Source organism: Paenibacillus turpanensis, assembly GCF_011421635.1.
In the GTDB taxonomy this organism is placed as follows: Bacteria; Bacillota; Bacilli; order Paenibacillales; family YIM-B00363; genus Paenibacillus_AK; species Paenibacillus_AK turpanensis.
On record NZ_WTLI01000007.1, the window covers coordinates 150606 to 165184 of the forward strand.

At 47.9% G+C, this 14579-nt stretch carries 6 protein-coding genes; 3 read left to right on the forward strand and 3 right to left on the reverse strand.

All coding sequences use genetic code 11. The features are described 5' to 3' along the window. The first annotated feature begins 6 nt into the window (after positions 1–6). From GQS10_RS08510 to GQS10_RS08520, 3 genes are all read left to right on the forward strand, one after another. Complete coding sequence (locus GQS10_RS08510) at positions 7–741, forward strand: ABC transporter permease (protein ID WP_424991776.1); 735 nt, start codon at positions 7–9, stop codon at positions 739–741. 245 nt (positions 742–986) lie between these two features. After that, the gene (locus tag GQS10_RS08515) at positions 987–4799 is read left to right on the forward strand and encodes an S-layer homology domain-containing protein (RefSeq protein WP_166241016.1); all 3813 of its coding nucleotides are present in this window, start codon (positions 987–989) and stop codon (positions 4797–4799) included. Between the two features lie 716 nt (positions 4800–5515). Further along, on the forward strand, positions 5516–11065 hold the full coding sequence (locus GQS10_RS08520; protein WP_166241018.1) for a cadherin-like beta sandwich domain-containing protein: 5550 nt from the start codon (positions 5516–5518) through the stop codon (positions 11063–11065). A 94-nt stretch (positions 11066–11159) separates the two neighbouring features. On the opposite strand, the gene GQS10_RS08525 is transcribed toward GQS10_RS08520, so the two are convergent. The 3 genes from GQS10_RS08525 to GQS10_RS08535 form a co-directional block, all read right to left on the reverse strand. Beyond that, positions 11160–11390 (reverse strand): hypothetical protein, encoded by a 231-nt coding sequence (locus GQS10_RS08525; RefSeq protein WP_166241020.1) that lies wholly within the window; start codon positions 11388–11390, stop codon positions 11160–11162. A gap of 166 nt (positions 11391–11556) precedes the next feature. After that, on the reverse strand, positions 11557–12687 hold the full coding sequence (locus tag GQS10_RS08530) for a type II asparaginase (protein WP_166241022.1): 1131 nt from the start codon (positions 12685–12687) through the stop codon (positions 11557–11559). 295 nt (positions 12688–12982) lie between these two features. Beyond that, positions 12983–14563 (reverse strand): diguanylate cyclase domain-containing protein, encoded by a 1581-nt coding sequence (locus tag GQS10_RS08535; RefSeq protein ID WP_166241024.1) that lies wholly within the window; start codon positions 14561–14563, stop codon positions 12983–12985. Positions 14564–14579 lie beyond the last annotated feature (16 nt).

Genomic DNA, 14579 nt, shown 5'->3' on the forward strand with positions numbered 1-14579 from the left:
ATGAAGCTGCTGGGAGCATGTTTATCGGCCGAGTGGATGAAGCTGCGGCATTCATACTTATGGCTGGTCCTTCTGACGCTGCCGCTTGTCAGTGTGCTGATCGGATGCGCGAATTTTTATATGAATCAGGCCGCATTACAAAAGGAATGGTACAGTCTTTGGTCTCAAGTAAGTTTATTTTATGCGCAGTTTTTTCTCCCAATGCTGATCGCGATTTGCTGTGCCTATCTGTGCAGACTGGAGCATGTCAATCAAAACTGGAACATGCTGATGAGCGCTCCGGTACCAGTGGCGGGACTCTTTTTTGCGAAATTGATCGTGGCGGGGGTGCTTCTGGGGCTTGTTCAGTTCATATTTGCTATCCTTTATGTCATTGGGGGATTAGGGGTCGGGTTTACCGTCTCAGAACTTCCTGAGGAATTACCCGGCTGGCTGCTGCACGGCTGGATGGCCTCTGTTACGTTGAGCAGCTTGCAGCTCGCGTTATCTCTGCGGATCCGCAGCTTCGCGGCTCCAGTCGGTATTGGCTTATGCGCGGCCTTTGTCGGACTCGGCTTTTATGTTGCAAAAGCGGGACTGTTGTACCCGCACTCCTTGTTGACCGTTGGAATGGGTGCGCTCAGCCAGGAGGGGCTTTCTGCGCAGGGGCAGTGGACCAGTGTCGTGATGAATGGGCTGTATACGGCTTTATTCAGTGCGGTAGCGGTTCGGAGGTTAAGAACGGCGGATGTGGTGGCTTAGGCGTAATATGTCGGTTGAGTGAGTTACGGTGAAAGCGAATACGCTTGGATTAATAAATATACAAAAAATTATAGGGTTGGCACGGATCAAATAAGATCGGTGCCTTTTTGAAATGTTACGTATTGATAAGGAACGAGTTTACCAAAAAAGAAATAATTCAACCGGAAAATAATGTGGATTTGCTAGATTATATGTGAGAAAATAGGCCTGTTTGCTGCAATAGAAAAAATAGGGAGTGTAGACTCATGATATCCAAACTTGTGCTTCGTTTAAGTTATGTGTTTCTTATTCTTTTCCTTCTGAATCCAATCGGTCTCATTAAGGCTGAAACCAATGATGTAATTACAGATATGAAGGGACATTGGGCGGAAAAGGAGGTAAAAGCATGGCTGGAGCAGGGATACGTTACTGGGTATCCAGATCGTACCTTCCGGCCTGAGCAGGTAGTATCTCGAGGTGAATTCGTAGCCCTTATCAATCGGGCGTTCCGATATTCAGACGAGAACGGAGCAAGCAGCGTTAGTTTTACGGATTTAAAGGAAGCTGATTGGGAATATTCTGAAGTCGCTAAAGCGATTTCGAAAGGTTATATCAGCGGGTATAGTGATAATACGTTTCGCACAAACCAACATATCACAAGACAAGAAACCGCGGTAATTATATCAAGAATTTTAGAGTTTACTATGGAGACTACGACAGAGTCGGTGTCATCATCAGATTCAGAATTTGTTCCTTTATGGAGCAAAGTGTCCGTGGCGCAGGTTCTTGCTAAAGGGATTATGAAGAATGATTCTGAAGGGGCTTTTCAACCTGAACGCCCTATGACTCGAGCTGAATCAGTAGTAGTGCTTAATAATGCTCTTACCTATGCGATGAATACAAAGATATATAACATGGCCGGTGTTTTTGGCGGGACTTCTACCACGAACTTACAAAAAAATGTTGAAATTCGGTCAGCAGACGTCACTTTAAAGAATGTACACATCATGGGGGACTTGCTGATTTCGAAAGAAGTCGGTGAGGGTAACGTATATTTGGAACAACTTCAAGTAGATGGTACCGTTCGGATTGAAGGCGGTGGATCAAACAGTATCCATATCAAAGATAGTCAAATAGAGCGAGTAATGGTCAATAGGGTAAATCATTCGGTTAGGGTTGTTGCCGAAGGGTCTACGACGATTGAAACGACAGACATTATTTCAAGTAGTACGATTGAGGAAAACGGTGTTACAGGTCAAGGCTTTCTTGGAGTAAATATATTGCCTCGAGTGGAAGGGGCGAATGCAAGAAATGTTTCATTTGCAGGTGATTTCGATAATATTAATGTAAACGGAACAATTCATAGACTAGAAATACGCTCTGGAGAAACAAAAAAACTGATGGTTAAAGAAGGGATAGACCAGCCTAATATCATCCTTAATAAAGATGTAATTGTCCAAGCTTTGGACCTAAGGAGCAAGTCGAACATAACTGGCGATGGTAAGATCGGCAATGTAGTTATAGCCGATGAGGCAAAAGGGTCCATAGTGCCAAGCGCCCAAAGCACTCCTATGTTTGGAGGCGGCGGAGGAGGTGGTGGTGGAGGGGGAGGCAGTCGAGGTACGGTGAATCTGGCTGTGACAAGCATTTCGGCCTCTAAAGGAACTATCCAAGTCCTATTTAATCAGAAGTTATCTAACGCCCCTGTTGCTTCGGATTTCATCGTATCGAGAAAAATAAATAACGGCGCTTTACAAACAGTTGGCGTGAGCAATATTGTTTTACTTGATAACAATACAACAGTGGAGTTAACAGTTCCTGTTATTGAAAATGGGGATGAAGATCAGGTAATTTTGTACTCCCTTACATATAAAAATGGCAACGCCGTACAATCTTCAGCGCAAACAGTTCCTAAAAGAAATATAGAGGTTACAGGCGGTCTATATTACCAAGAGTATGATGCGACGACACCATTGCCCATCTATGGTCTACCTGTTTATCTTACGGGAGTCAATGGCACTGTAGGGGAATATAAGGCAGAAACAACTTTAGGTGGAAGGTTTCAATTCAGTAATGTAGCTCCCGGAGCCTATGTCATTCAGATTTACCTTGGATTGGAACTATACGAAACGGAAGAGGTTACCGTAGAAGCTGGGAAAAATCTAACCATTCCGGACATTGTGATTAGAGAAGAGGCGCCTTTGCCGACGGTATTGAATACGGTCTATGCGGATCTTGGGTATTTATCTGGTGGTGTAATGCATTTAGAGGAAGACTTCTCAATCAAAGTAGAGATGCAAAATGGTAGTATTTTAAATACACCACAAAAATTCAATAAGTTCTTCCATATCGGTTTATACGATCATAATCCGGGGCTTAAGCTTGAGGGTGGAACAATACTATATGTGACCATTTTTACGGATAGCGGATGGAAGAGTGAACGTTATGAAGTCCAAATTATGGAACGGCCTAAGACTGCTACTCCTTCTGTAACAAGTGTTGTCTATGATGACAGCAGGTATGTTACAGGTGTTGTAGAGGATTGGTCCAATAAAATTACGGTTACAAAAATAGACGGTACTTTGCTAGGCCAGGTTAACAATTTAGGTCGTGATTTTTCAGTCTATTTAGATCCATCTAAACCCTTGAGCGTGGGGGATCAAGTTGCTGTATATGCAGAAGCGGAAGGAAAAAGAAGAAGCGAACCAAGATATGTGACCGTTGTAGCCCCAACTGTCGTAACTCTATCTCCTAAAGTTGAAAATGTTATTCTTGAGGAATCCTTATATATCTCAGGTAGGGCTGAAAAAAAATCGCGTATTTTTGTGAAACGCAGTGACGGATCGTTAATTGGTGAAGGTGAGACTGGATATGTGGATAGCTTCGGGGTGTCACTAGTATCGCCAGCGATTGCCGGAGAAACTTTATATGTTTATGCTAAAGGTTACGAGAAAATAATAAGTGAGCCATTGAAAATCGTTGTTCAGAAAAAGGAGGTTACTCCTACACCCCAAGTTGTCGGTGAGATTTTTAGTGATTTTACGTATTTGGAAGCCGTTACACTTCCCGACTCGAGAATAAAGCTCTACATCAGGGATAGTGGAGGTGCGATCGTCTCGGAAGGATATCCGCTTCCTAGTGGCCATATTACATTTTACAATTTGGAGCTCTCCCCCAATAGCAAATATTATCTAACTGCCATCGCGCCAAATATGAAGGAAAGTGCTCCGTTTATATTTACTGCAGTGGAGCCAACGGAAATTACACCAAAGCCAACAGTGACGGGGGCAGTATACGCCGATAAGGATTATACGTTCTTTGGAACCACTGAATCTCTGGCTACAGTGTATTTCACCTATGAGGACGGGACCTTTATCTGGAAAACAACTGCAAGTAATCAAGGGGAGTTCTCTTTTAGAATGCCCGACTCAAACCCTATAAAGCCAGGGACGAAATTTATTTTAAGTGCAGACGCTAGAGGGAAATTAGTAAGCGAACCGCTGCTATTAACGGCAATTGAGCCGACGATCGTGTCAGCCTCTCCTACTGTAAATAGCTCAGTCTATGGTTATACTAGAACGTTATATGGAACGGCAGCACCAAGTGCGTTGATCGAAGTATTTCATGAGGACGGTCGACAAATCTATACCGGTGTTTATGCCGATCGAAATTCTGGTCAATGGCAGGTATCAATGGTTTATGAGGTCTTACGTGGAGGAGACAAGATTTACATTATTGCAGATGAAGCAGGTAAATCGCCTAGTAACCCTACTTATATTACGGTCAAATCAGCTGCGAAATCGGAGATTCCCACAGTAACCGAACAAGTCGTAGCAGGGATGTCAGTAATAAGGGGCAGCTACTCCGGCCTTTACATAAACAGGAATATACTAACCACCATTTTACTCATTGATGAAAATGGTGATGTGGTTGGATCCGATTGGGTTAATGATGACGGGTCATTCTCAATTGATGTATCTAGATATGGGAATTCATTAACTAGTGGACAAATTTTAAATATTGTAGCGAAGGAAGGTCAAAAAGAAGTTAGCGATCCTCTTGTTGTTACGATTAAGTGATGGTTTGAAAGCTGACTAGATGACGGCTGACCCCGTTGATAAATGATCAATATATAATGTAAAAGAAAGCCATTCTTTTTGTAATTGGTTGGGTCTTACCTCCACTTACTAAGGTCTGGCTTCTTTCTTTGTTATTATACAAGAAAACTTTTTCATCAAAATTATATATTCTTTTACCTGTTTTAAATATATTAATCTAGCATAGAGAGAAAATAGGTTTAACTGGAAGTTGACTCTAATTGCAATGTTACAGGGCTAACCATTTCGGAGGTGTTCAATCAAGCTAGTTGTTCCCGTTTTAATTTTACGAATGTTTGGTACATGATTGATGGCTCGACCTGGCCTTTTCGAAGGTTCGAGTATTCAACTACGATGGGGAATACATCAATTGCAGCTGATGTCTATGAACATATCACCAACTATTGGTTAGCAGAGAATTTGGACTTCGGTACGATTTTTACAGATGCAAGTCGCTCCGATATGTGGGCCACGATTGCGGACTTGGGGGTCAGGTGTTTAATACGCTTCCTACTAAAAAAAGGTGATTTTTGTCACACTCCTATATCTTTTTCATCATTTTTAACTAATTTTAAACTACGTCTGATAGAATGGGTTAGGTATTTGGAGCTATATGGAAAATCTTACACCGCAATCAATTATTTTATACAGCAGAGAGAAATCGCAGGGGCGGTAAATTTCAACATGGGAGTGGGATGATGAAACGATTTAGAGCAGAACGAGCAGAGCAAGGCTCAAGCGTGAAATCGAAATGGCAAAGTGGAGCAGAATGGGTCAAAGGAACGGCTCATCCTATGAAAAAGGTAGTTACTACGGCAGTCCGCGTCCAACTTATGCTCGTCATGATTTGCTGTGCGCTTATTTTTCTAGGAATGCCGGGCACTGCAACTGTGCAGGCGGCAGCACCGACGACCTTGTATTTTACGACCGGTGAAAATGGTTCGAATTATAATGGGAGGATACAAAGGTTGGAGCTATCGGAAGGGGCGACTCCGGTCCAAATCGGCTCTACCCCAATGGGGTACAATTACCCGACGGCCATTGCGCTTGACCCTGCCGGGGGGTATTTCTACTATGCGGATAGAAGTATGGCTATTTATAAAGTGAAATTGGATGGGACGGGGTCTACCGTTATTTATCAAAACGACCGCTTCGTGAAGAAGTTAGTTTATGACGGGACGGGCGGAAATTTGTATTTTACAGATTCGGTCGTGAACTCAGGTTCACCGATCATGGAATCCAGGGTTCGAAAAATGAAGCTTACAAGCAGTCCGGTAGAAGTAACAACCTTGTATGAGAAGCCTGGTGTATATCTCACCCTAAACGGACTGGCGCTGGATCCAAGTACAGGCCATATTTATTTTAACTACGATGCGATGTATGAAGGTGTAAAGAATATTTACCGTTACTCAGACATGAGTTCTCCTTTTGTAGCGAATGTTGGTGACGTATTTACTGATTTGGCGATCGATAAAGTGAATGGAAAGCTTTATTATACGGTCGATAACCAAGTCTGGGCAGCAAATCTATCGGATGGAACTGTGGGGCCGAAGTCACTTTACACTCATAGTACTCCTGAATGGATGACAGATGTTGCTTACGATTCGAAGGTGAATAAGGTGTACTTCTCTGTTTCGAATTCATCGAATGGAAGTCAGGTTTACCGGATGAACCCGGACGGTACGGCCGTGAAAATGGTGCATAAAACGGCGGAATACATAAATAGCATTGCTATTATGGAGACCCCGCCTACCTATACGGTTTCACCAATCGTCGACCAAACGATGTCGGAGTTGGTCTTTGGTTATACGTCGGGCACGCAGGAGGCCAAGAGCGTAACCATTACGCGGACAGGAACGGGTGTTTTGAATAATGTTTCAGCGTCTTTGAGCGGAACGAACGCCAGTGCTTTTGAGCTTGTGCAACCGGGGAGCCGGACGCTAGACGATGCTGTGAATACCACGTCATTCATGGTTAGGGCGAAGGATGGGTTGGCGGTAGGTACCTATACGGCGACGGTCACCGTGAGGGCCGATAACATGGTGAATGAGGTCTTTACAGTAACACAGAAGGTTAGTCATTCCTACACGATTGCACCGTTAGCGAATCAGACGCTAGTCGAGCTCGCAGCCGGATATACGGCGGGTGGGCAGGAGAGTAAGAGCGTAACGCTGACGCGAACCGGCACAGGCGTGTTGAACAACGTTACAGCGGTGCTTAGCGGGGCAGGTGCGAGCGCTTTCGAGCTGACGCAGCCAGCGGTGCGAACGCTCGATGATACGACGCCGAGCACGAGCTTTACGGTGAAGGCGAAGGATGGCTTGGCAGCCGGAACCTACACGGCAAACGTGACCGTGAAGGCGGCAAACATGGCGGATGTCGTGTTTCAAGTGACGCAGGTGGTGCACTCGTATACGATGGCGCCGCTTGCGGATGTTGGGCTTGCGGAGCTGGCAGCCGGGTATGGTGCAGGCACGCAGGAGACGAAGACGGTGACGCTGACGCGAACAGGGACTGGCGTGCTGAACAATGTGACGGTGGTGCTTGGCGGAGCGGATGCAGCTGTATTTGAGCTGACGCAGCCAGCGGTGCGAACGCTCGATGGTACGACGCCGAGCACGAGCTTTACGGTGAAGGCGAAGGATGGCTTGGCAGCCGGAACCTACACGGCAAACGTGACCGTGAAGGCGGCAAACATGGCGGATGTCGTGTTTCAAGTGACGCAGGTGGTGCACTCGTATACGATGGCGCCGCTTGCGGATGTTGGGCTTGCGGAGCTGGCAGCCGGGTATGGTGCAGGCACGCAGGAGACGAAGACGGTGACGCTGACGCGAACAGGGACTGGCGTGCTGAACAATGTGACGGTGGTGCTTGGCGGAGCGGATGCAGCTGTATTTGAGCTGACGCAGCCAGCGGTGCGAACGCTCGATGGTACGACGCCGAGCACGAGCTTTACGGTGAAGGCGAAGGATGGTTTAGCGGCCGGAACCTACACGGCAAACGTGACGGTGAAGGCGACAAACATGGCTGACGTCGTGTTTCAGGTGACGCAGGTGGTGCATTCGTATACGATGGCGCCGCTTGCGGATGTGGGGCTTGCGGAGCTTGCGGCCGGGTATGGCGCAGGCACGCAGGAAGCGAAGAGCGTGACGCTGACGCGAACAGGGACTGGCGTACTGAACAATGTGACGGCGGTGCTTGGCGGTGCGGATGCAGCTGCATTTGAACTGACACCGCCGGGGGCACTGACGCTGGATGGTACGACGCCGAGCGCGAGCCTAACGGTGAAGGCGAAGGATGGTTTGGCGGCCGGAACCTACACGGCTGACGTGACCGTGAAGGCGGCGAACATGGCCGACGTCGTGTTTGCAGTGACGCAGGTGGTGCACTCGTACACGATTACGCCGCTTACTGATATAAAGTTTGTGGAGCTGGAAGCAGGTTACGGTGTGGGCACGCAGGAAACAAAGACGGTGACGATCACACGGACCGGCACAGGCCTGTTGAACGAAGTGTCGGCGAGTCTTAGCGGGGTGAAAGCTGATGTGTTTGAACTGACACAACCGGCAGAAATGTTGAACGCAGCAGAGCCAAGCACAACCTTTACGGTGAAGGCGAAGGACGGACTGGAGTCAGGCACGTATTCCGCTGCCGTAACGGTGAAGGCAGCAAATATGACAGACGTCGTATTCCAAGTGACACAGGCGGTATACGCATCGACGAACGCCGACCTGAGCAGCTTGAACCTTTCGGCAATTGCGCTCACACCTGCATTTAATCGGCACGTAACAAGCTATACAGCAAGTGTCCCCTATGAGACGGACAATACGACAGTTACAGCCGTGACGTATTACAAAAAAGCGGAACATACTCTTTTGTACAGAGGAGAAAAGGGATCGGGCTCGGTTTCACTGCAGGTAGGAGAGAACCGGATTCAAATAGAGGTGACGGCGGAAGATGGTCTAGCCAAGAAAATGTATACGGTTGATGTTTCAAGAGCGCCATCTTCCAATGCGGCAATAGGCTCGTTATTTTTGGAAGGAATTCAGCTGAATGAGAGCGTCAGCGCGAGTGTTTATCAGTACAGCGCAACTGTATCGAACGCGGTATACAGCACTGCCCTGCATGTTTCCCCCGTGCATTTTGACGCGACTGTTAGTGCAGTGAAGCTCAATGGGGAAGCAGTAAATAATCCGATTCCACTCCTTGTAGGCTCGAATGTTATCGACATTGAGATTACGGCTCAGGATGGTACAACGACGAGTAAGTACACGGTTACGGTCACTCGGGAGGCCTCGGGCAACGCACAGCTGAACCGTTTGGATGTGAGTCTTGGTATAATATATCCGGCCTTTGATCCGAATCAGTATTCCTATTCGATGGAGCTTCCTTATGAGGCGGCTGAAGCATCAGTGACCGCTGCGACTTATCATCAGAACGCTCGTTTAAAGGTGAATGGCGAGCTTTATCCGAGCGGCGCTCCTGTGTTGATCCCTGTATCGGTGGGGAAGAACATTGTAAATCTACTGGTCGAAGCAGAGAATGGGGTGGACTCCGCCAACTATACCCTTACCATTCAACGAGCGGCGAGCAGCAATGCTGGTTTGAGCGGACTTGCGTTAACGTTTGGATCGCTTACTCCGGCATTCTCCGCCGACCAGACAGACTATCAAGCGGAAGTGTCTTATGAGGTATCGGAAATCGCCGTGGCCGCAACTGCTGAGCACGCGACTGCAGTAGTAAGGGTTAACGGGAAGCGGGTGGAAAGTGGAAATCCTTCGGCCGCCATTGCACTTTCTGAGGGTAAAAATATCATTTCCATTGAGGTCACGGCACAGGATGGGCTAACGAAACGAACCTACACTATTGCTGTCGTTAGACAAGACCCGCCTTCAGATGATGAGTCTGCAGACAGTGGGAATTCCTCGGCCGACGGTCAATCGTCCGCCGGAGGTCCGCAAACCGGGGCAAGTGCAACGAATGGACCTGTGACCCCGATGGGCTTGTATGTAAACGGCACGTATGTTGACGGACTGGCAAAAGTAAGCACGTCGGTCAAAGGCGGAAAATCGCAAGCTTATGTCACTTTCGATGAAGGTTTATTGGCCAAACAGCTTAACGACATGGATCAACATGCAACTTTACTCGTCACGGTTGAGCAGGCTGCGGATGAGGTTTCTGTCGGGTTAACAGGTCAAGCGGTTAAGGCGCTGGAAAATAAATTTGCTGTACTAGATATCCGAACGCCGAACGGCAATTATCGTTTGCCGGCGGCAGAAGTACTGATTGGTCAAATTTCGGAGCGTTTTGATCAGTCTATGCTTGAAGCGATTACCGTACAGGTTGTTGTCGCACAAAGTGGACGTGAAGAAGCCGGGCGAATGGATCGTGCGGCTGAAGAGCGGGGCTTTGTTGTGGCAGCGGGTCCCATTGATTTTACCGTGACGGCATCACATAACGGGGATTCCATAATGGTTGAAAGGTTCAGTACTTACATCCAGCGGGAAATTCCTCTTTCTTCAGAGGCAGACCCCGATAAAATCACCACTGCCGTTGTTCTGGAGGAAAATGGGGGAATTCGCCATGTCCCGACTTACATTACAACGCGTGCTGGAAAGAAGGTCGCCGTCATCAACAGCATGACGAACAGCACCTATGCATTAGTTTGGAACCCGGTTCAATTCACCGATATGAACAACCATTGGGGGGAGACGGCGGTCAATGACCTTGCCTCAAGGATGATCTTAAACGGTGTGGACCGTGACCATTTCCAGCCGAATGCTGCAATAACACGTGCAGAATTTGCGGCGGTCATTGTAAGAGCGCTCGGGCTTCCTAATACTCAGGAGACGGCTTATCATGACGTAACCTTGAATGACTGGTATGCCGGACCTGTAGCAGCGGCGAAGGAGTATGGCATCATCAACGGATACGAAGATGGCACCTTCCGTCCTACACAATCAATTACCCGGCAAGAGGCAATGGCGATCATGGCTCGGGTGACAATATTGGTGGATCAGGAAAGAGCCAATACAGCCGAGGTAGACTCGGATAAGCTGTTGTCTACGTACACGGACGCTGCACAGATCGCCGATTGGGCGAAGGCAGGAGTTCTCTCTGCGATCCATTACGAACTGGCTGGCGGAGCCGACGGACAGCTGCGTCCTGCGGCGGAGATTACGAGGGTCGAGACAGCGGCTATGATTCAGCGGCTGCTTCGTAAAGCTGAGCTTATCGACGGCAAATAGGTTTATCGGCTTGAGGACAAAAAAAGAGCTTTGTCACTGTAACCGGTGATAAAGCTCTTTTTTTGCCTATAAAAAGGGTGGCGAGGCTGTATCTTTATTTTTTCATCCGCTTGCGGCTTTTCTTATGGCTGCAAACCGCTGCAGCTGCTTCGTCGGTTACGTTGTAGGCGACAGTATGGTAAGGAACGGGAACGCAGTGATGACGGCGAACGATTTGAACTGGGTGGACAATTTGCACAGGCTGAGGATAAAAATAGTCTTCGTAAACGACCTTTGTCGGAGCTGTAACGGGAGATACGGGAGGACAAACAGGATGGTATGCCATTTCATTTTCACTCCTTTTTACATGATGCTCTATCTTATGTATGACCAGGGTAGACGGAATGGATGTTTGGCTCCGGTTAGAGGCCTAATATCAGGCTGTATTGTGGAGTAATAAAAAAAGCGACCCCTCCCCACGAGCATGGGAAGAAGTCGCCGTTCCATTCATTTTAGTACTCTGCAAAGTATTCCTTAATTTTATCGGCATCAGTTGTTTTCGTGAGCGCCAGCATGAGCAGGATGCGGGCTTTTTGCGGATTCAAGGACATGGAAGTGATCTGCCCTCTTGGGGTGACGATTCCCGAGCCTACGCGGGAGGAACGGACAACAACGACACCTTTTTCTGCGGCATCCTCTAAAGCCTCGGAGCCAATGCTGGACAGCGAGCCGTTGCCGGACCCGGCTGTGACGATGCCTTTAGCGCCTGCTTCAACGGCAGCATCGTATAAGTATCTGCCTTCGTTTTGGTAGCTGTAAATAATGTCTACCTGAGGAAGCTCGGTTAAGCCGGATACGTCAAAGACGGACTCTGTGGTATGCTTTGCGGTAATTTCGCTGTAGAAATAAGGGACGCCGCCGGCGATCATACCGATATATCCTTGCTCGGTCGCTTTGAAGGTGTCCAAAGCAGTGGTGTTTGTCTTGGTTGTGTGGCGGGCGGAGCCGATGCGATCATTGAGCATGATCATCACGCCGCGGCCTTTAGCCTCTTCTGTTCCGGCGAGCAGTACCGAGTTGTAAAGATTCATTGGACCGTCAGCGCTAATGGCAGTTGCCGGACGCATAGCGCCTACGACGACGACAGGCTTATCGCTTTTTACTGTAAGATTTAGGAAATAGGCCGTTTCTTCCAGGGTGTCTGTGCCATGCGTGACGACGACGCCGTCCACCTCGTCTGTTTTCAAAAGCTCGTTAATGCGATTCGCCAGTTTAATCAGCGTTTCGTTATTTACGTTCGGGCTGCCGGTGTTGGCAATTTGTTCGCCGCTGACATTGGCGATCTCCGCCATTTCGGGGACGGCGCTAATAAGGATGTCTACCCCCAGTGCGCCGGCTTTATAGCCGGTTGTTGACGTATTGGAAGCGGCCGAGCCGGCGATCGTCCCGCCAGTGGCAAGAATGGTTACATTGGGCAGCTCTTTCTTCTTCTCTTCTTTTGCTGCAGCTGTGGACGAAGCAGGGGGCAGGGCCGTACTAGCAGTACTCTTAAGCGGAGCCTCGGCAAGTGCTGTGCCTGCAAAAAGGGTGGCGATTAAGGCGCTTGCGGTAATGGAGTTCACTAACTTGTTTTTGATGGTCATGTTAGAATTTCTCCTCTCTGTATTGGAAAGCTGTGCCTTCTACAAAAAGGATCATACTTTAAATGTTTGTTTCGTGTCAAGTAATATGACATAAACTTGGGGTGATGGTGTTAATTGATGGTGACTCAAATCCAAAATGTAACATAATATGACGTAAGCAAAGTCGATATCAAGTCAAATCGAGTCTTTTGCCTATGCGATAGATAAACGCGGGGATAGAAATGGGGGGCTAAGCATAGAGGCCAAAACTCAAGGCGGCCTCCGTGATCTCCTCACTTCAGCCGCCCCTATGTGGTCAATCTCCGTCATATACTGCGATTCCGTTTTTGCTGCCGCGTTTCACGGCATACATCGCTTCATCCGCTTTCCGAAGCAATGCCGTTAGGTCGGACGCATGGCGCGGATACAAGCTGATTCCGGCGCTAAAGGAAATGGACAGCTCCGCCTCATTGTGGATCAAAGGATGTTCTGTAAAAGGCAATAAACGATGAGAGGCCTCTTTTTCCACGGTGGCTGTGTCATTGCTGGACGGGAGGATCAGAACAAATTCATCGCCGCCGATGCGTCCGAGCAGATCGTTTGAACCTGCGTGCTTCCTTAAAACCTCTGCTATATGCTGCAAATACCGATCCCCAACCAGATGACCGTAGGTGTCGTTAATGGGCTTGAAGTTGTCCAAATCGATCAGGATGAAAGCAAAAGGCTCCTCCCTATGAATCTTTCCTTCAAGCAGCTCCTGAATCGCAGCGCGGTTATAAAGCCCGGTGAGAGGATCGTGGTGCGCTAAATATTTATAGCTTCGTTCCGATTCGAGCAGTCTGCGTTCTGTTTCTTTGAGTGAAGTAACATTCGTGAGATGCACGACGAGGAGCTCTTCGTCGGCTTCTTGAATGACATCAAGGCTGGCAATCAAATCAAGCCGGCCCGCGTTCGGGTGATTCATTTGGACTTCCCAAGATGTGTCCATGCTTCGATCCTGAAGAAACGAGGCAAGCTTACCCTTTAAGCTCACTCCTTCATTCATATAAAGGTGACAGAGTGCATTGGCATCGGAACCGGAAAAGCCTTCGAACAGCACCTTAGCCCGAGGGTTCATTTCGATAACCCGGCCTTCTTGATTGAGCAGGAGAATGGAGGTCGGTGCGGATTGAAACAAGATCTGAAACAGCTTTCGATAATCCGGGAGAAAATCGTATTTTCCGACAATATGGCGAAGTACGAAGCCCCAGACTAAGTATCCGATAAAATAAAGCATCATGGCGTTCCGTGTATCCAGAAATGCAGCTTGTAAAAGGAAGGTTACGAAGACAAACCAGGTGAAGAGTCCGAACAAACTAAGAAGCAGGGACCGAAGCAGCCTTCTTCGTTTGGTCTCTTTGGTGCGAAACCAGGAAACGGCAAGAATGGCAACCGACAAGAAAATATAGCCGGCCACATAAGACAAGGTAAGCACCAGCATCAGGGGATGAAGCGGACTGCGTCCGCCCGTAACTTCCGCATTATATAATACATGATGCTCCATACTGGCCAGCAGGATGAACAATTTGATAAATGGAGCAGCATAGATTAGGGGCAGCCAGCGCTGCAGCCTTCTTGTCACGGGACTTCCGACCAGTATGCAAAGATGGACCAGAAAACAAATGATTAACAATAACATGGGCCCGTTCCCGTACAGCACAATCTGCACTTGGTACTGAGGAAGCAGCGAGGTTTTTAAGTACTCTCCCAAAAAATAAAACAAAAAAGATAGCATGAGCAGTCCGGCCACCCGGTTGAGCGGACTTTTTTTGTTTCGAGAAAAGATCGTGATGGCCATATAAAAGAAAAAGTAAGTGGGAAGCAGAATGGTTAAAAAATCCATAAACAAATCATTCATTGAGAGGATTCCTTAT

What these genes read in the sequence shown, in the direction of transcription:
- GQS10_RS08515 (WP_166241016.1), top strand. Translation starts at nt 987, where the DNA reads ATGATATCCAAACTTGTGCTTCGTTTAAGTTATGTGTTTCTTATTCTT.
- GQS10_RS08520 (WP_166241018.1), top strand. Translation starts at nt 5,516, where the DNA reads ATGAAACGATTTAGAGCAGAACGAGCAGAGCAAGGCTCAAGCGTGAAA.
- GQS10_RS08525 (WP_166241020.1), bottom strand. Translation starts at nt 11,390, where the DNA reads ATGGCATACCATCCTGTTTGTCCTCCCGTATCTCCCGTTACAGCTCCG.
- GQS10_RS08530 (WP_166241022.1), bottom strand. Translation starts at nt 12,687, where the DNA reads ATGACCATCAAAAACAAGTTAGTGAACTCCATTACCGCAAGCGCCTTA.
- GQS10_RS08535 (WP_166241024.1), bottom strand. Translation starts at nt 14,563, where the DNA reads ATGAATGATTTGTTTATGGATTTTTTAACCATTCTGCTTCCCACTTAC.